Below are 18,967 nucleotides of genomic sequence, written 5' to 3'. Positions count from 1 at the left end.
AGAATGAATACGCCAATGTTGGCGTGGATGTGGCAGAAATGACTGAAAACACCCGTAACCGACCATAAAAACAGCTAACCTTTTGTCCGGATTAGGGTTCTTTCGTAAAGAATTGTTGCAGACCCGGTCGCTAGCGGGTAATTTTGGGCTTCTTAGTTCTATTCAACGGATGAGTGATCTCTTAACAGCTGAATCGATTATCAGCTTACTGACCCTGACGTTTCTGGAAATCGTTCTGGGTATTGATAACATCATTTTCATTTCCATTGCTGCCAACAAGCTGGATCGTAAAGATCAGCCAAAAGCCCGCAATATTGGTCTGATTCTGGCGATGGCCTTCCGACTTATCCTCCTTATGGGCATTTCGGTTGTTATATCGCTTAGTAAGCCATTTACGCACATCGATGCGGGCTGGTTTAAAGCTGCTTTTACGGGTCAAAGCCTCATTCTGTTTGGTGGTGGAATTTTCCTCCTATACAAAGCTACGTCCGAGATTCACCATAAGCTGGAAGGCAGCGACCATGAGGAAACGGCAGGCGGCTCGAAATCCAAAACGACCATTTCGAGTGTAATCACTCAGATTGCGATCACCAACATCGTTTTCTCGATTGACTCTATTCTGACGGCCATTGGACTGACGCAGAACGTAACAATCATGATGATCGCTGTTATTTTGTCTGTCCTGATTATGATGTTCTTTGCCGGACCCGTCGGTAGGTTTGTGAACGAGCACCCAACAATTCAGATGCTGGGACTGGCCTTTCTGATTATGATTGGCTTCATGCTGGTAGCCGAAGGGGCTCACCTGTCTGAAGTAATCATTTTCGATCAGGAAGTCGGTTCGGTGCCCAAAGGCTATCTGTATTTCGCCATTGCATTCTCGCTCTTGGTTGAGTTTCTCAATATTCGACTTCGTAAAAAACAGAAACCGATTCAATTGCACAATTATGGAGGGCAGCCCCAGCAAGACGGAATTGTTTAGTTTTGCAGGCGATAAGTCAATAGTCATTAATCAACAAGACACGTATCAACTGAAAACTAACGACTATTGATTAACGACTGACGACTCTTACTTCACTACCTTGTCTCTTACCGAACAATTACTAGACATTCTAAGCAGCCTCGGCGGTTTTGGCCCTGAGATCTGGTTAGCTGTGTCGTTTTGCGTGGTGCTGCTGATTGAACTGCTTGGCTTACAACGTAGTAAGGCAACGGTACGTCGGCTGTTGGCGGTGTTGAGCGTAGTAGCTGTGCTGGTGGCTGGACTTTGGGCGGCATTGATGCCGGTACGTGGATTCTTGTTCATGCATCTGCTTTTTGTCGATAACCAGGCCATTTTTGTGCAGGTCGTGATTGCGCTCGGCGCCGGATTTGTCTTACTTTATGAAGCCTTCACTACGTCTGATTCTGACGTAGTATTACGTTCAAACTCAGCCGAAAGACCAAACCTTCCACTGGAATGGTACTCGCTGTTGATTGCGATGACGCTGGGCCTGTTTCTGATGGCCGTATCAGTTAATCTGCTTAGTATTTACCTAAGTATCGAACTGGTGTCCATCTGCTCCTACCTGCTTACTGCGCTGGTTGGTGATCGGAAAGCGTCGGAAGGGGGCATTAAATACCTACTATTTGGGGCGATCAGTTCGGCCATTATGCTTTATGGGATGTCGTTGCTCTACGGCATGACCGGCACCCTCGATTTAACTGCCGACGTGTTCGGAACCGAACTGGCTCAGCAGGATGCGCCCGTTGTAGCCGTCGCAATGTTGCTGACCAGCGCGGGTTTGCTGTTCAAACTTGCGGGTGTGCCGTTTCACATCTGGACACCCGATGCCTACGAAGCGGCTCCGGTTCCGGTGGCGGCTTTCTTTTCAGTGGGGCCTAAGATCGCGGGTGTTTTAGTGCTGATGCGGGTTGTAACGAGCCTGCCCCTCGAAGCGCCTGGAGGTACCACGGCAGTAGTCTTGCAAACGCCCCTTGCCGTACTGGCGCTGGCTGGTATTCTGATTGGAAATTTGTCGGCCCTGCGCCAAACCGATGCTAAGCGGCTGCTGGCTTATTCGACCATTGCACACGCTGGTTTTCTGCTGGTTGGCGTTGTGGCTCTGAATGAGGCTGGTTTCGAAGCTACGCTGTTTTATGCCGGTACGTATCTGTTTATATCACTGGCGGCCTTTTTCCTGGTCGATCTGCTGGCACGTAGCAACAATAGCGATCTGACTATCAGTAGTTTTGCCGGACTTGCTCCAAAACAACCATTGCTTTCGGTGGCGCTTTTGGTAGTGATGCTGGCATTGACAGGTTTGCCGCCGACGGTTGGATTTACGGCCAAATTGCTGTCGTTTTCGGCTCTTTACGAGGCTTATCAGCAATCGGGTGATTCCTGGTTGCTGGCCTTGTTTGTGCTGGGTCTGCTGAATGCGCTGATTTCGTTGGTGTATTACCTGAAAATTCCATTCCTACTCTTCTTTCGGCCTGCTGATACGTCTTCAGAATCAGATAGTTTAGTGCCAATGTCAAAAGCTGCTGTCTGGCTAACGGTTGGTGTTACGTTGCCGGTAATTATCCTGTTCCTGAAACCGGATTTGGTGCTACGTTGGCTGGCCAATCAATAAACGGCTTTCTCCAATAGATCAGGTTTTTGTTTCTTTGTACCGAAAACATCCTGAAAGTGCCCCTATGAATCCAGTGCTGGATATGTCTATTGATGAGCTATTCGACCAGTTCGATAACCTCTGCGTGCTGATTATTGGCGACGTAATGCTTGATTCCTACGTGTGGGGTCATGTCGAGCGTATCTCGCCCGAAGCACCCGTGCCGGTAGTGACGGTCGACCGGCGCGAGCTGCGGTTGGGTGGGGCTGGTAACGTATTACTGAACGTACAGGCATTGGGCGCCGAAGCTATTATTTGTTCAGTAATTGGTACAGATCAGGCGGGCAATCAACTCGAACAACAACTTGACGAGCGAGGACTGAACAGTTCCGGTCTGATACGTAGCCAAACCCGAACTACAACCATCAAGGAACGTATCATTGCCGGTTCGCAGCAAGTAGTACGTGTTGATACAGAATCAGATAAATATATCACTGCCGACGAACGTGAGTTATTGATTGCCAAAGCCAAAGAACTGATACCGAGTTGTCACGTAGTGATTTTCGAGGATTACGATAAAGGCGTACTGAGTAAAGAAGCCATTGCCGACATTATCGATTTTGCCAATGAAAAGGGCGTTCCAACGGTAGTCGATCCTAAAAAACGGAATTTCCTTTCTTATCAGAATGCGACTTTGTTTAAGCCGAACTTAAAAGAACTAAGAGAAGGCTTAAAAGTGGATTTCGATGTGGATAACCCTATTGAGTTGGGTAACGTAGTACGTCAGTTGACGCAAACACTGAATCTGAAAGGAGCACTCATTACGTTGTCGGAGCGGGGCGCGTTCATTGATTACAATGGCGAAACGCAGAAACTGCCCGCACACATCCGCCAGATTGCCGACGTATCGGGCGCTGGCGATACCGTTATCAGCATTGCCGCCTGCTGTGTGGCGCTGAAACAATCGCCGAATATTATTGCTGGTTTATCGAATTTGGGTGGAGGGCTCGTTTGTGAATCCGTTGGCGTCGTTCCGATTGACAAGAAACAACTAAAGGAAGAAGCCAAAGAGCATTTTGGATAAATTAACTCATTGTTGACAAAATCAACAAATTGTTTTCATGTGTTTTAATAAGTTTGCTGAACGTATCAAACTGTTAAAACAATTATGAAAACATTCTTTTCAATTCTCTTCGTCAATATTTTAATAACTACTTCAGTATCGGCTCAGGTTGCACCAACGCGGGAAATTGGTCTGCGAATGAGCAATTTCAATAGTATTGGCATGGTTTACAAAAAACAGATGCGGGAAAATACGTTCCGCCGGTATCGACTTGCTTTTGGAAATCTGAGTGCCAATTTCGATCAAAACACGTCTTTGTTTAGCCTTTCTGCTGGAGGGGCTATCGGTAAAGAAAAACGCCGATCTGTTAATGATAAACTTCAATTCATTTATGGCACAGAATTGATTGCCAGCGTAACCCTTTATTCTGGTGTCAATGGTCCGGTGACCATCGATACTGGCAACGGTGGTAGTACTACCATCACGGGATCGAATAGATTTTTGGCGTCGCCTTCTATCGGTATTGGGTTTGTGCTGGGGGCTCAATACAACTTCAACCCTAGATGGTATCTGAGTGCCGAACTGATTCCCTCCATAATAGCCACTGGTACGTTCGCTAATGGAAATTCTATTTACTCGATAAATGCGGGTTTCAATTCGGGAAGCGCGGGCGTTACGGGTGCGTATCGGTTTTAAGCCAATTAGTTAACGTAGCACCATTTTCTGGAGTTTTTTTGTCATGCTGAGGAACGAAGCATGACAAAAAAACTCCAGAAAATGGTGCTACGTTTGGTTAATAGCATACTGATGATTAACATATTGGCTTAACAAACAGAAGTAGTACGTTCTAAACGTTTACTTTGTCAGTAAAAATAGACGTATGCGGCAACGGTTGGTTTCTTTGTTGGTTTTTCTGGCTATTATCTGGAATAGCCATGCTCAACAACCAACTTTGACGTTTGAACACCTGACTACCAAAGAAGGGTTGCCATCGAACGATGTCTGGTGCATCACAAAAGATAAGGAAGGTTTCCTGTGGATAGGTACAGGACGTAGCGTTTGTCGCTATGATGGCTATTCGTTCTATACGCCTGATAATCAGAAATTAGGATACAGTTCTGGCGTCTCCGTTGATTCGTCGGGAACCATCTACACCTCTATTGCAACGAAGGGTTTGTGGGAAATTGATCCCAAAACGCTGACGGCCCGAACGGTTCTCTACAATAATTATCAGGACACTGACCAAAGCAACGATATGCACGATCGGGCTTTCGTGGATTCGTATGGTCAAATCTGGGTGTGCGATTATACATCGGTGAAACGCTATGATAAGACCCATAAAAAGCTAAAGTTTTATTCGCTTTCGGCCAGGCACACCAGGCAAGAAGACGCTTCGTTTTTTGAAGATCGTCAGCGTAGGCTCTGGATTATTTCGGAAATAGGATTATACCAGTACGACCGTAAGCGTGATAAACTCATCTGTTTGCTGGGGCACGAAGCCAGTCAGCTCACGAACCAAAAGTCAGTTCGACTTGAGATGGCCTTTGAAGATTCATCGGGAAACATCTGGATGGGGGCGTACGATAGAGGTTTGGTTTGCTTTTCGCCCGCGAACGGAACATTTAGGTTTCTGACGAAAGAGTTTGTTAACCAGAATGTAATTTGTGGACAGGAATCTGTGGACGCAAATGGGCAAAAACTATTTTTTGTCGGAACTGAAAAAGGGCTTAGTGTTTATTATCCAGACCGGGATGAAGTATATCACCTGCCTGAATTCTACCGAAAAGGGATTCACGTTAAAACGATGTATGATGATCGGGCCAATGGAATACTCTGGATCGGTACGCGTAAAGGCCTGTTTAAATACCGCTATCGCAACCCCGGAATTCACACCATTGATATACCGGCCAAGATCGCTCAAGCGCAGGTGGACGTAACGAGCTTCCTGCCCATGCCTGACAAAGGCTATCTACTGGGCTTATCGAACTCAGGGGCATTGGCCTGGCAACCGAAAACGAATCAGTTTCGCTTGTGGCGCTACCCGGTTAATAGCTATACATTTCAACTGCGCTGGATTCAGGGAAAGCCCGTAGCTTTTACTGATAAGGGCATGTTTGTAGGAAATCCGACCACTGGTACGTTCTCAACTGCGGACGTAGCGCCCCATCTGTTTACTTCCACCGAGTTTAGAGATGGTTTGCTCGACCGAAAAGGGCGGCTTTGGATTGCCAATCTTACAGAAGGTTTGAAGGTAATTGATCCTAAAACGGGCGTCGAACACAAAATATGGGCCGAATCGGAGCATCGACTGCTTATTCAAAATAATTACGTTAAGACGATTTGCGAGGCTGAAGACGGAAAAATCTGGATAGCCACCTGCCCCAAAGGCCTTTACTACGTAGATGAGCAGGCTGGTTCGGGGAAGGGTAAATTTGTTGATATCAGAACGCTGCCGGTTAATAAGGGTAAGAGTTTGGGAGGGCTTTGTCTCAACGCATTGCAGCGAGGTACCAATGGATCAGTACTGGTAGCCAGCTGGGGGGGAGTCAATAAAGTTGCGTCGAACGGGCAGATTCTAACTTCTTTCGATTATCAACGTGATGAACTAAATGATACGTATTGCACCAATGTTTGTGAGGATAATTTTGGCAATCTTTGGTTTAGTACGAGCGAAGGAATTCATATTGCAAATATAAAAACGCGAAAAATTAAGCATCTGACCACTATTGAAGGATTGAACAGCAATGCACCAACTGGGTTTTTCAAAAATGGAGCCAGTGAGTTGCTGCTAGGCTATTTGAATACGGTTAATAAGCTGGATATTAATGCATTGATTCACACGCAGTTTATTCCCCAAATTGCGCTGAGTTCGGTAGATGTAAGAGGGAAACGGCTTCATCACGACACTAGTAAGGAGATTGTTCTGCAACCCGACGAGAATTCGATTACACTGAATTTCTCGACATTGAATTTTGAACCTGCCTCTAAAAACGTATATAGCTATCAGTTAGAAGGTTATGAACCGGGCTGGGTTGATATTGGCAACCAGCATACGGTATCGTTTACAAATTTGCCGGGTCGATCCTATACGCTACGTGTCAGGAGCAGTGATAGTTTCGGATTAACGACGGATAAACCACTGGCTATTCGGTTGACCGTGGAACCGTATTTTACGGACACCTGGTTTTTCAAAATTCTGATTGGGATTTTCATTGGCGGCCTGATTGTGCTGCTAATGCGCTGGCGGTTCAATACGTTGGCCGAACGAAATCAATTGGACCTTCAGATTGCCGAATGGCGGCTGAAAGCATTACAGTCGCAGATGAATCCGCACTTTTTGTTTAACTCGCTCAATTCGGTACAGAATTATTTGCTGACTAACCGAGGGATTGAAGGCGCCAAGTATCTGTCGAAATTTTCGAAGCTGGTACGTCGAATCATGGAGAATTCGAATCACCAGTATCTTTCGTTTGAACAGATTATTGAAACGCTGAAAATGTACGTTGAGATCGAATCGTTTCGCTTCAACCACGAGTTCAGCTATAGCTTCGACATTGAAGATAACGAGCAGTTACTGGATGCCATGCTGCCGCCGATGCTGTTGCAGCCCTACGTCGAAAATGCCATCTGGCACGGCCTGATGCCGAAAGAAGGAAAAAAGATACTGACTGTAACGGCCCGAATTCAGCAGAGCCATATTGTGTGTGTCATTGAGGACAATGGCGTCGGGCGAACGTTTGCACCCCGCGTCGAAGGTCATATTTCACGAGGTCAGGAAATGACCCGAGGTATTTTCGAATCACTTCGCCGAAAAGACAGCAAGGCAAAATTGGAAATTGTCGATTTGTTCGACGCTGATAATCAGTCGGCTGGTACGCGGGTAATTATGACCATTCCCCTTGCGCAGACGTAGCTTTTTTGTCATACTACTTTTGTCATGCTGACCGGGCCGCCGGAGCGGGACCGAAGCATCTCAAGGCAACTGAACAAACGAGTTAGGATGCCTTAAGATGCTTCGGTCCCGCTCCGGCGGCCCGGTCAGCATGACAAAAAATCAAGCCGCTCCTAACTCCTTCACGGCATCCACAAAACATTTCGCTTTATCCGGATCAGTATCGGGATAAATACCGTGGCCCAGATTGGCAATATAATGCTGGTGGCCAAACCCATCGAGCATACGCTTCACTTCGGTGCGAATTTGTGCGAAATCGGCATAAAGCACACAAGGGTCCAGATTACCCTGCAAAACCCGGTTTGGAATGAGTTGACGTGACTCGTGCGGGTCCATGTTCCAGTCCAGCCCCACTACGTCGCAACTAAGCTGACCGATATCTTGCCGGGCAAAGAAAGCTCCTTTGGCAAAAACCGTAACTGGTACGTTGCGGTCCGGCGGTCCGGCTATCAAATCGCAGATTTGTTTGATGTAGGGCAGTGAGAACGTAGTATACTGCTCAGGCGAGAGAATGCCCGCCCAGGAATCGAAAATCTGAATCAAATCGGCCCCGGCGCGTATCTGTGCTTGTAGGTATGCAATCGTGCTATCGGTAATCTGCTGAAGCAGCGCATGGGCAAAATCGGGATCGGTATAAAGTAGTTTTTTCGCAACTGAAAACGTTTTAGAGCCTTTTCCTTCGGTCATGTAACAGAAAATGGTGAAGGGCGCTCCTGCAAAACCAATTAACGGTACGCGATTGTTCAACTCTTTTTTAGTGAGTTTGATAGCGTCTAATACGTACCCAAGATCACTCTCGGCATCGGCTACCCGCAGGCGGCTCAACTCGCTCATGCTACGTACCGTTTGCGGGAAAACCGGGCCACGACTTTCAATCATTTCGTAGGGAAGGCCCATCGCTTCGGGCACCACCAGAATATCGGAGAAAATAATGGCAGCATCTACGTCGAAAGCGTCTACCGGCTGAATCGTCACTTCGGCAGCGAGTTCGGGAGTTTTCGCTAACGTAATGAAACTGCCAGCCTGCTCACGAACGGCCCGGTATTGAGGTAATACTCGGCCGGCTTGCCGCATCATCCAGACCGGTACACGTTCGGTCAATTCGCCCCGCGCAGTGCGGAGCAGCAAATCATTTTGTAAAGTCATGGTGCAAAGATAAACCGGGATTCAGCAGATTTAAGGATTGACTGGATTTTGCTTAGAGAGAAGCAGATTGGCTAAGATTTCTCAAATTTGCCAAAATTATACAATCGAATGCCGTCTCTTTTCATCGACGCCGAACGTCTGCGCGACCTCAATAGTGGTTTAGGACAAGTGTGTCTGCATCTAGGGCACGAGTTGGTACGTCAGTGTTCGCCTTCCTGGCGACTAACTTTTCTGGTACCCAAAGGCAAGATGGGTATTTTCGGCGATACGGTCGAGTACATCGAAGCGTCCTGGCCAAGGAAAATCTGGATTCCGGGGCAGTACGATGTCTGGCATTGTCTGCATCAGGATTCCGCCTATTTACCTTCCAGTCGGTCAACGAGACTGATATTAACGGTTTACGACCTGAACTTTCTGGAACGTACTGATTATTCGACCGCCAAGAAAAATAGGCGACTGGCGAAACTTCAGCGTAAAATCGACCGCGCTACGTTGCTGACGGCTGGCTCTGCCTATACTGCTTCCGTTATGCGGGAACATTTGCATATTCCAGCCGCTAAACCGTTGAACGTAGTGTACACAGGCGTAGCGGTCAATCCGGAAAACGCGCCAACAGAATTGCCCGGGAACCAACCGTTCGACGTATCATTTACGGACGTACCGTTTTTTCTGTTCGTTGGGGTCATCCATCCCAAAAAGAATGTACATACGCTGCTTCCTCTACTTGAAGCTTTCCCCGATTATCGGCTGGTGCTGGCTGGCCCCGATCGGCATCCATACGCACAGCACATCCGTGAGCAGGCTCAGCAACTAGGAATTGCCGACCGACTCATAATGCCCGGCCCGGTTGATGAATCAACGAAATTATGGCTCTACGCCAATTGCGAAGCATTTTTATTCCCTTCTCTGGCCGAGGGTTTTGGTCTGCCAGTTGCCGAAGCGATGACATTTGGCAAGCCTGTTTTCATTTCCCGGCTGACAAGTTTGCCCGAAGTAGGCGGAAAGGAAGCGTATTATTTTGAGGATTTTGAACCCGAAAATATGGCCCGGACGCTCGATGAAGGCTTACGTGATTTTGCGCAGAATCCACTACGTCAGGACCGACTACGCCGGCGGGCTAACGGGTTTTCGTGGCCAGCGATTGCTGCCGACTATTGGAAATTGTATGAAGAACTGGGCCGAACGTAGTAGCGCTACGTAACGCGGATCGTCTGTTTTACTGGAAAACAAAACAGGCCACAACTTAATCTAAGTTGTGGCCTGTTTTATAAAATTTGCTACGTAGTAACTAACTATTAAGCATTCGCCAACGCTTCGGCACCCCCCACGATTTCGAGAATTTCGGTCGTGATGGCGGCCTGACGTGTCCGGTTGTAGACCAGACGAAGCTCTTTTAGTAATTCACCCGCATTTTCAGTCGCTTTGTCCATAGCCGTCATCCGGGCGCCATGTTCGGCAGCGTTGGAATCCAGAACGGCTTTGTAAAGCTGAATCTTGATCGTTTTCGGAATCAGCTCCGTTACGATTTCTTCTTCCGATGGTTCGAATATGTAATTGATCGAGCTGGATGAACCGGCTGTTTCGGTAGCTACGATAGGAAGCATTTGCTCCGTCCGAATAATCTGCACGGCAGCGTTACGGAACTCGTTATAGATGACTTCTACTACGTCGTAACGGCCTTCAGCAAAACCAGCCATCGCTTCTTCGGCAGCCGCACGAACATTAGCGAAACTCAGCGAACTGAACGTATCAACGTGCGTCGTATTGACCTTCATGCCGCGACGTGCAAAAGCTTCAGCACCTTTTTTGCCGATAGCCATAATTTCTACGTTGCCCGAACGAGCCTGCGACGCATATTTTTCGTCAATCAGCGCCAACGCTCCTTTTACGGCGTTTGAGTTAAAGGCACCGCACAAACCCCGGTCTGACGTAACAACAATCAGCAACACCCGATCAACTGTCCGAGCCTGCTTATAAGGGCTTTCCGACGCCGTTTCGGCTCCCGCCGATACAGTACCGAGCATTTGGCTCAGCTTCTGAGCATAAGGGCGTAACTGCGTTATGTTTTCCTGCGCCCGACGCAGTTTTGCCGCCGACACCATTTTCATGGCTTTGGTAATCTGCTGTGTCGAGTTGATCGATGCGATACGGGCGCGTACTTCTTTAAGAGAGGCCATAGTGGTCGACAGTCGATAGTCATTTGTCAATAGGCGCTAGTTTTCTACTGACGGCTATCGACTAATGACTATTGACTAAATGTTAATAATTCGCAGACAAATCAGCGGCTACTTTCTTCAACGTAGCGGTACCCTCGTCCGTCAATTTTCCGGCGCGAAGTTCGTCCAGTACGTTCGGATGCTGAGCGCTCAACACCATTCCAAACTCGCTTTCGAACGCTTTTACTTTGTTGACAGGCACTTTATCGAGCAGACCATTCGTCGATGCGTAGATGATAGCCACCTGCTGTTCTACAGCTACTGGAGCGTATTGAGGCTGTTTCAGCATCTCCTGGTTCCGACGACCGCGTTCGATGGTCAGTTTGGTTGACGCATCGAGGTCAGAGCCGAATTTCGCGAAAGCCTCCAGTTCACGGAACTGCGCCTGGTCGAGTTTTAACGTACCAGCCACTTTCTTCATCGACTTGATCTGAGCGTTACCACCTACGCGCGATACCGAGATACCTACGTTGATAGCTGGCCGGATACCCGAGTTGAACAGGTTCGATTCCAGGAAGATCTGTCCGTCCGTAATCGAGATTACGTTGGTCGGAATATAAGCCGATACGTCACCAGCTTGTGTTTCAATGATTGGAAGCGCCGTCAGCGAACCACCGCCTTTCACTTTGTCCTGCAACGAAGGTGGCAGGTCATTCATGTTTTTGGCGATGTCGTCGTTCTGGTTAATCTTGGCGGCCCGTTCCAGCAAACGGCTGTGGAGGTAGAAAACGTCTCCTGGATACGCTTCACGGCCCGGTGGGCGACGTAGCAGCAGCGATACTTCGCGGTACGCAACGGCCTGTTTCGACAAATCGTCATAAACAACCAGTGCCGGACGGCCCGTATCACGGAAGAATTCACCAATAGCGGCACCCGTAAACGGCGCAAAGAACTGCATCGGCGAAGGATCGGAAGCGCCAGCGGATACAATTACTGTGTAGTCCATGGCACCGGCTTTGCGCAGTGTTTGCTCCACCTGCTTCACCGTAGACGATTTCTGACCGCACGCTACGTAGATACAGAATACCGGCTGGCCTTTGTCGTAAAATTCTTTTTGGTTGATGATGGTATCGATGGCTACGGCGGTTTTACCCGTCTGCCGGTCACCAATAATTAACTCCCGCTGACCCCGGCCGATGGGAATCATAGCATCGATAGCCTTGATACCGGTTTGAAGCGGCTCGTTTACAGGTTGCCGGAAAATTACGCCCGGCGCTTTCCGTTCCAGCGGCATCGGAAATACGTCACCCTGAATAGGGCCCATTCCATCAATTGGCTGACCGAGGGTGTTTACAACGCGTCCCAGAATGCCGTCGCCTACGTTCACATAGGCAATCTGATTGGTACGTTTAACCGTGTCGCCTTCTTTAATTTCTGAATAATCGCCGAGCAATACTGCTCCAACGTTATCTTCTTCGAGGTTCAGGGCCATTGCCTGAAGCCCATTGTCGAACGACAGCAATTCGCCGGCCTGCACTTTGGAGAGGCCGTAGATACGCGCTACGCCATCGCCGATTTGCAGCACCGTACCGACTTCTTCGAGTTCAGCTTCGGTTTGTGTTCCGGCCAGTTGCTGGCGCAGAATGGCTGATATCTCGTCGGGTCTTACGGAGTCCATATATGAGAGGGATATTTAGTTTGATTTTTCGGCCGCAAAGGTACAATTAAAATTTCATAAAAATGCGACGAAATGAAGAAATAACGGCTGAATGTTAGACTTTTCCGGTATATAACCCGGATTTGTTCGACCATTAAGCCTGCCCGTCGAACCGTTTATCCAAAATCGCCGTACATTAGGCTGTCAAAATTGTCATTAGCCAAATTTTCAGCTACTTTTAGTAGATGGATGTCGTTTAAAATCATGACTTTGGGGAAGACGGGTTTTTTTTCGAAACCGTTCTATAAATAAACTTTTATCCTATTCGTTCATGTTTTAGGAATAGTATGGTTCTGTAAGTTCACACGTTTAATTTTTCGCATGAAGTTTAATCAATGGATGCTGGCCGGGATGGTTTCAGCCGTTTTTATGGCCGGTTCTGCGGCTGCACAAGGGAAAAAACCTGCCGTTTCAAAACCAAAATCAGCGGCCCGTCCGACTGCTACAGCAAAACCGAGTACGTCGGCTTCAAGTCTGGCATCTACTCAGGATTCGATCAGTTATAGCATTGGCCTGTTTATGGCCCAGAACCTGAAACAACAGGGTTTGGCTGACGTTAATACTACGTTGCTGTCGCAGGCGCTAAACGATGTGCTGAAAGGCAATGATACACGGCTGACAATGGCCCAGGCTGGGCAACTTATGAACAACGTTATGCAGAAGAAGGCTGCTGTTCAACAAGCTGAAATGTTGAAAGCTTCGGCTGAGAACAAAAAGGCAGGAACAGCTTTTCTGACTGAGAATAAAGCCAAGCCCGGCGTAGTCACTACGTCCAGCGGATTGCAGTACTCTGTTGAAAAAGAAGGGACCGGTGCTAAACCAACTGACAAAGATCGGGTTAAAGTACATTATACCGGTCGCACACTCGATGGCCATGTATTCGACAGTTCAGTTGAACGCGGCCAACCCGCCGAATTTGGCGTTACTGAAGTAATCAAAGGCTGGACGGAAGCGCTACAACTGATGCCTGTCGGTTCGAAATGGAAATTGTACATTCCGTCCGACCTGGCTTACGGTGATCGAGGTACCGGTCCCGACATCAAACCCGGCGCTACGTTGGTCTTTGATGTAGAGTTGCTTGATATTGTTAAACAATAACTGAAAGAGTGAAATCGGACCGCCGAAGCGGAGCGAAAGAATGAAAGAGTGAATAGGTAACCAGATCACCACCACTCTTTCGATCTTTCCCCCCTTCGCCATTAATCTGGATCGAATGAAAAAGTATCTGGTAACCCTTTTGCCCGTGCTGATGCTGAGTTTTCAGCCGGATTCGCCCTCAGATGCATCTACGCTGAGACGTGCTTCTAGCCATGTGAGCCGAACGACTTTGCCCACCGACGACCTGAAGCCTACAGTATCGCAGGAACAGGTAGAGACGCTCGTGGCCAAATTGCTGACAACGTATCACTACCGTAAAGTGAGGCTCAACGATTCGCTGTCGTCGGTAGTCTGGGATAATTATCTGAAAGAAGTCGATGGCAACAAGACGTATCTGCTGGCATCGGACGTAGCCGCTTTTGAGAAATACCGTTACCAGATCGATGACGCCCTTATCAATGGCGACCTTTCGGCCGCTTACGAACTTTATAACGTATTCCGGAAACGGTATCAGGAACGTAGTGCTTTTGTTAAAGAGCAACTTAAAAAACCGTTTACGTTTACGACCGACGAGAGTTTTAACACAGATCGCGAAAAAGCACCCTGGCTTACATCGACCGCCGAACAGGACGAGCTCTGGACGAAAGTCCTGAAAAATCAGGCACTAGAGCTACGTCTGGGAAACCGGAAAGACAGCGCTGTAGTGGCCCTAATGAATCAACGGTATGGTAATCTGGACAAAGCGATCAATCGCATTAAGAGCGCCGACGTGTTCCAGATGTACATGAACTCGTTTGCGGAAGCGCTCGACCCGCATACGAACTATCTGTCGCCTAATAACGCTGACCGCTTCAATCAGGAAATGAGCCAGTCGCTCGAAGGTATTGGTGCTATGCTACGTGAAGACGGTGAGTACATTCGGATTTCGGAAGTGCTGCCGGGAGGGCCTGCCTTTAAGAGCAAACTCCTTCAGAAAGAAGACAAAATTGCGGGCGTGGCGCAGGGCGATAATGGGCCGATAGTAAATACCATGAACTGGCAGGTCGATGAGGTTGTGAAACTCATCAAAGGGCCAAAAGGCACCGTGGTACGTCTGCAAATTATATCGCCCAACGCCATTGCGGGAGCGCCACCCAAAGAAATTCGTCTGGTTCGTGAGAAAATCAAGCTCGAAGAGCAACGGGCTAAGAAAGAAGTCATTGAGGTGTCGGACAACGGTCGGCCATTTAAGATTGGTGTGATTAATATTCCGATGTTCTACCGGGATTTCGAAGGCGCACGTCGTCGTGAAGAAGGCTTTAGCAGCACGACCAGCGATGTGAAGAGGTTCGTTGAAGAGCTTAAAGGTGATAAAGTAGACGGTATTGTCATCGACCTTCGCGACAACGGCGGTGGTTCGCTGACCGAAGCCATTAACCTGACGGGGCTATTTATCCCGAAAGGCCCGGTTGTGCAGGTACGTGAGTCGACTGGCGAAACAGAGGTTTACACCGATCCTGACCCATCTGTTACATACGATGGTCCGATTGCAGTTCTGGTGAACCGTTTCAGTGCATCGGCCTCCGAGATTTTTGCCGCAGCCATTCAGGACTACAAACGCGGTATCATCGTTGGCGGTCAGACGTTCGGAAAAGGGACCGTACAAACCTTGATCGACCTGAATCAGTGGCTGCCCAAATCGCAGGAGAAAGTCGGTCAGGTAAAAATGACCATTCAGAAATTCTATCGGATCAACGGAAGCAGCACGCAGCATAAAGGTGTAACGCCTGATATTGAGCTGCCATCAGCTTTCTCGGCTGAAGAATACGGCGAAAGTTCACAGCCGAGCGCCCTACCCTGGGATCAGATTGGTTCAACTCGTTACGAGCAATCGACTGCGTTGAACGACAAAATTCTGACCCGCCTGCGCGAACGGTTCGATCAGCGGCTAAAATCTGACCCGGAATTGAAACAACTGGCGCAGGATCTGGCCGATTTCAAGAAGGCAAAAGAAAATACAGTCGTATCATTACAGGAAACCAAACGGCGGAAAGAGCGGGATGAAGCCGAGAAGAAACGGGCAGCTGCCAACAAAGTTTCGCAGGCTGCCAGTGCGCCCGTCGATGAAACGGGAACTCCGGCTACTCCTAAAAAGAAGAAAGACCCTTATCTGACCGAAGCGGGACTAGTGCTAGCTGATTATATTCTGGCCGTAAACAAATAAGTAATACGCCCAAACGTCATAAAATCCCGTGTGGCAAACTGTCACACGGGATTTTTCGTTTTCTCAAAGTGAACCGTTACGTTGTGCAATAACGTAGCAGTTTTCTTTCATTCATCAATAGTAACCGCTACGTCCTTTGTGGTATTTCCTAATTAAGCAGAATGCGCTCGAACAGGCGCAGTACAAACAATTGCAAAAACGCGCTTCACTGACTGAAGTCGAGATTTTCAGCGAGCCTTACGAAAACTGGTACGTCTTTTCCGTTGAGAAAGAGCAATACGCTACGTTCATGGATTATCTGGATAAGGATGGAATCGCCTATGATCTTAGCTCCGACCGACCTAGCCGCGATGAATTGCTGGATAGTATGCGATAATGTAGTCTGGACGTCCAGGCTACATTACTGGTAGAGTTCGCTTCACCCGCCGAAAGAATCGCCATGTCAGCAACGCACCTGCCAGCGTTAGTCCGGTTAGTAGGCCGATCCAAACGCCAATGGCATCTAACTTGAACGGGAATGCCAGTACGTAGCTGAGCGGAAGGGCGACCCCCCAATACGAAAACAACGAAATTATCGTCGGTACGTTCACGTCGGACAGACCGCGCAAACCGCCCAACGCCACTACCTGTACGCCATCGGAAAGTTGAAAAAAACCCGCAATAATGACCAGTGAAGCAGCTATCTGCATGACTGCTACGTTATCCCGGATATAAAGCGTTACCAGCCAATCATTAGCCGTCAGAAAGAGCAGGGCAGCCAGACTCATGAAGCCGATAGACAGTACAAAAGCAGCCACACCCGCTCGCCAGATACCTTCCCGACTGTTACGTCCCAGCGCGGCACTGACCCGAATCGCAGCGGCCGACGAAATGCCCGTTGCCATCATATACGTAACAGAAGCCATATTGATGGCAATCTGATGAGCCGCCAACTGGTTTTCGCCCAGCCATCCAACGATCACGACGGCCAGCGCGAACGTAGCAACTTCGAAAAAAAACGTTAGCCCACCCGGAATTCCTAAGCGCAGAACCGTCCAGGCTTCAGCGTTGGTTGGTTGTGGTCGAAATTCTGGTTTTAAGTATTCCTGAAAACGTTTTGCCCGATAAATGTACGTTAGCATAGCTGCAGCCATAAACAATCGGGAAAATAACGTAGCAGTTGCCGAACCCATCAGACCAAGCTCTGGAAATGGTCCAATGCCTTTTATCAAAACGTAGTTGAGCAGCGCATTGACCAGCAGCGCCGATAACGTAATGGTCATAGCAACGCGCGGATAACGTAGCCCGTCGCAAAGTTGGCGCGCTAATACGAAAATCAGCAGAGGAAACAACGATGCGCTCAGAATGAGCATAAAGTCACGTGCCAATCGCGTTACGTTGGGTGTTTGGCCGAATAGACTGAAGTTAAATGCTAATAGTGCCGATAAGCCACCCAGGATGAAGCTAAGCAACAGCGCCACGCGAATGCCCGCCCGAAAAAATCGATTGATAGCCGCCGGATCGTCCTGACTGCGTGATTTCGATACCAGAGCGGCCACAACCGACAATCCACCTACGCCAATACTCGACATCAGAAACGAGAGCGAATTGGCCAGACCAGCCGCCCCTAACGATACTGAACCCAGCAGCCGCCCGACAAATAGATTATCGGTAACACCCATGAGAACAACTCCCAATTGCGCAATGATGATCGGTACGCTCAGTCGAATCGTATCAATGAGTTCAGAACGATACGTAAAGGGTGTAGGACGTAGGAGAGCAGACATGAGGCAAAGATGCACAGTCGCTGTGCATGAAATGTGCCCGCAAAAGTAGTTTATTCTCTACGTTTGCCGATGGAACTTACGCCGATTTGAGTAATACGTTCAGGTCTAACAAAAAAAACTCCCCGAAAATGCTACGTTTCCGGGGAGTCGGGTGGAAAATCGAAACGGATTATGTCAGTGTAAAATAGACTGACTGTCAGAATGTTAATTTTGACGTGGAATTACGCCGGCGGTGGTCACGGAATAATCGAAGAGCTTAACAGCAAATAAAATACCACTCAGTCTGCTTTCTTGTTTGATCGGATAGCCATCCTGATTCAGGGTATAATCGTAGGTAAAACTGGCGATGGGCGTATTGTTGCCGGGCTTGTAATGATACTCCGCAGGAACCAGGTGAACCTGATCAAAGCCGCCAAATATTTTCAGATACGGGTCTAACACCTGTACCTGTGTCGATGGATTGAGTCTGTTTTTATTAACGACGCCCTCGTTCTGGCTACCGTAATCAAACCAGATTTTCAAATCATTCACACCAACATTATCGAAGTGGTAAATCCAGGCGATACCGTGGTTAGAGTTGTACATGAAATCCCATTGCTCATCAGTTGCTGTGTTTGTGATTTTCTTGAGGTTTCCCTTAAAGCCGAGGTTATTGTCGGAGTAATACTCGTAATCATACGATTTTTCAGCCGTAAACTGCCCCTGATTGGAAAAAGTTTTGTGTTGCGAATGCGTTGCCTTACCGTCATTGTTCAGCGTGTAGATCTCCTGTTTAATAACTTTGCCACTTTCGTATCTGGTCTTTGTGATCGTTCCTCCGGTATAGCTATAGTCGATATAAGTCGACGGACCATACGTAGCTTTCATCAGTTTACCATCACCGTAATACGACAGCTCTATATTACCGTCTTTCGTAAGGGTATATTTTTTAAAAACACTTACTACCGGTAGCTCGTTTGATACGTTAGCAGCCATATCTACTGATCCACTCTGCTGCGGCATTGGATCAACCAGGCTATTCTTATCACAGGAAAACAGACCAGACGAGAACGTAAGAATTGAGGCCACAAAAGCCAAATTTTTCACTAACTTGATCATTGTATTTGTTGTTTTGTTTGTTTTGACGCTGCGAAACTACCGCAGCTACCCAGTCGCAACCAGCCTGAATCAACAATTAGTGGGTTTGAGTCAATAGCTGGCGTCAGGAGCGGAAAACAGTACGTTTCCCCCGCGCTTAGTTACTTGCACCCTGTGGCTTTCTTCGTACTTTTG

Annotated in this window: 15 protein-coding genes; 10 read left to right on the top strand and 5 right to left on the bottom strand. The window is 48.1% G+C overall.

Annotation, left to right across the window (positions count from 1 at the left end; all coding sequences use genetic code 11):
* Positions 1-169 precede the first annotated feature (169 nt).
* The 5 genes from IC229_RS15775 to IC229_RS15755 all read left to right on the top strand — a co-directional run bounded on the left by IC229_RS15775 (position 170) and on the right by IC229_RS15755 (position 7,570).
* Entirely contained in the window at positions 170-982 is an 813-nt protein-coding gene (locus IC229_RS15775) for a TerC family protein (RefSeq protein ID WP_190887959.1), read from the top strand.
* A gap of 100 nt (positions 983-1,082) precedes the next feature.
* On the top strand, positions 1,083-2,615 hold the full coding sequence (locus tag IC229_RS15770) for an NADH-quinone oxidoreductase subunit N (protein ID WP_190887958.1): 1,533 nt from the start codon (positions 1,083-1,085) through the stop codon (positions 2,613-2,615).
* A 64-nt stretch (positions 2,616-2,679) separates the two neighbouring features.
* Positions 2,680-3,678: a bifunctional heptose 7-phosphate kinase/heptose 1-phosphate adenyltransferase gene (locus IC229_RS15765; RefSeq protein ID WP_190887957.1), complete on the top strand. Its 999-nt coding sequence runs from the start codon at positions 2,680-2,682 to the stop codon at positions 3,676-3,678.
* Positions 3,679-3,762: 84 nt separating this feature from the next.
* Entirely contained in the window at positions 3,763-4,353 is a 591-nt protein-coding gene (locus tag IC229_RS15760) for a hypothetical protein (RefSeq protein WP_190887956.1), read from the top strand.
* A 256-nt stretch (positions 4,354-4,609) separates the two neighbouring features.
* Positions 4,610-7,570 (top strand): two-component regulator propeller domain-containing protein, encoded by a 2,961-nt coding sequence (locus IC229_RS15755; RefSeq protein WP_190887955.1) that lies wholly within the window; start codon positions 4,610-4,612, stop codon positions 7,568-7,570.
* Positions 7,571-7,711: 141 nt separating this feature from the next.
* Here IC229_RS15755 and hemE read toward each other — a convergent pair whose 3' ends face one another.
* Complete coding sequence (hemE, locus tag IC229_RS15750; protein WP_190887954.1) at positions 7,712-8,755, bottom strand: uroporphyrinogen decarboxylase; 1,044 nt, start codon at positions 8,753-8,755, stop codon at positions 7,712-7,714.
* Between the two features lie 108 nt (positions 8,756-8,863).
* On the opposite strand from hemE, the gene IC229_RS15745 reads away from it, so the two are divergent.
* Complete coding sequence (locus tag IC229_RS15745) at positions 8,864-9,943, top strand: glycosyltransferase family 4 protein (RefSeq protein WP_190887953.1); 1,080 nt, start codon at positions 8,864-8,866, stop codon at positions 9,941-9,943.
* 107 nt (positions 9,944-10,050) lie between these two features.
* Here IC229_RS15745 and atpG read toward each other — a convergent pair whose 3' ends face one another.
* Entirely contained in the window at positions 10,051-10,932 is an 882-nt protein-coding gene (atpG, locus tag IC229_RS15740) for an ATP synthase F1 subunit gamma (protein ID WP_190887952.1), read from the bottom strand.
* Between the two features lie 82 nt (positions 10,933-11,014).
* Positions 11,015-12,589, bottom strand: coding sequence for a F0F1 ATP synthase subunit alpha (gene atpA / locus IC229_RS15735; RefSeq protein ID WP_190887951.1), 1,575 nt, complete (start codon positions 12,587-12,589; stop codon positions 11,015-11,017).
* A gap of 360 nt (positions 12,590-12,949) precedes the next feature.
* Here atpA and IC229_RS15730 point away from each other — a divergent pair, with 360 nt between their 5' ends.
* The 3 genes from IC229_RS15730 to IC229_RS15720 all read left to right on the top strand — a co-directional run bounded on the left by IC229_RS15730 (position 12,950) and on the right by IC229_RS15720 (position 16,305).
* Entirely contained in the window at positions 12,950-13,726 is a 777-nt protein-coding gene (locus IC229_RS15730; RefSeq protein ID WP_223834013.1) for an FKBP-type peptidyl-prolyl cis-trans isomerase, read from the top strand.
* 115 nt (positions 13,727-13,841) lie between these two features.
* On the top strand, positions 13,842-15,929 hold the full coding sequence (locus IC229_RS15725) for a carboxy terminal-processing peptidase (RefSeq protein ID WP_190887950.1): 2,088 nt from the start codon (positions 13,842-13,844) through the stop codon (positions 15,927-15,929).
* 136 nt (positions 15,930-16,065) lie between these two features.
* Positions 16,066-16,305: a hypothetical protein gene (locus tag IC229_RS15720; RefSeq protein ID WP_190887949.1), complete on the top strand. Its 240-nt coding sequence runs from the start codon at positions 16,066-16,068 to the stop codon at positions 16,303-16,305.
* 19 nt (positions 16,306-16,324) lie between these two features.
* Here the strand turns inward: IC229_RS15720 and IC229_RS15715 are convergent, their stop codons facing one another.
* Entirely contained in the window at positions 16,325-17,695 is a 1,371-nt protein-coding gene (locus IC229_RS15715; RefSeq protein WP_190887948.1) for an MATE family efflux transporter, read from the bottom strand.
* A gap of 26 nt (positions 17,696-17,721) precedes the next feature.
* Between IC229_RS15715 and IC229_RS15710 the strand changes: the two genes are divergently transcribed.
* Positions 17,722-17,883, top strand: a complete 162-nt coding sequence (locus tag IC229_RS15710) for a hypothetical protein (protein WP_190887947.1) — start codon at positions 17,722-17,724, stop codon at positions 17,881-17,883.
* A 16-nt stretch (positions 17,884-17,899) separates the two neighbouring features.
* Here the strand turns inward: IC229_RS15710 and IC229_RS15705 are convergent, their stop codons facing one another.
* On the bottom strand, positions 17,900-18,793 hold the full coding sequence (locus IC229_RS15705; RefSeq protein ID WP_190887946.1) for a hypothetical protein: 894 nt from the start codon (positions 18,791-18,793) through the stop codon (positions 17,900-17,902).
* Between the last annotated feature and the right edge of the window lie 174 nt (positions 18,794-18,967).

Origin of the sequence: Spirosoma profusum, from assembly GCF_014699005.1 — a bacterium.
In the GTDB taxonomy this organism is placed as follows: Bacteria; Bacteroidota; Bacteroidia; order Cytophagales; family Spirosomataceae; genus Spirosoma; species Spirosoma profusum.
Note: the sequence above shows the minus strand (reverse complement) of the source record. Positions and strands in the feature narration are given on the sequence as shown.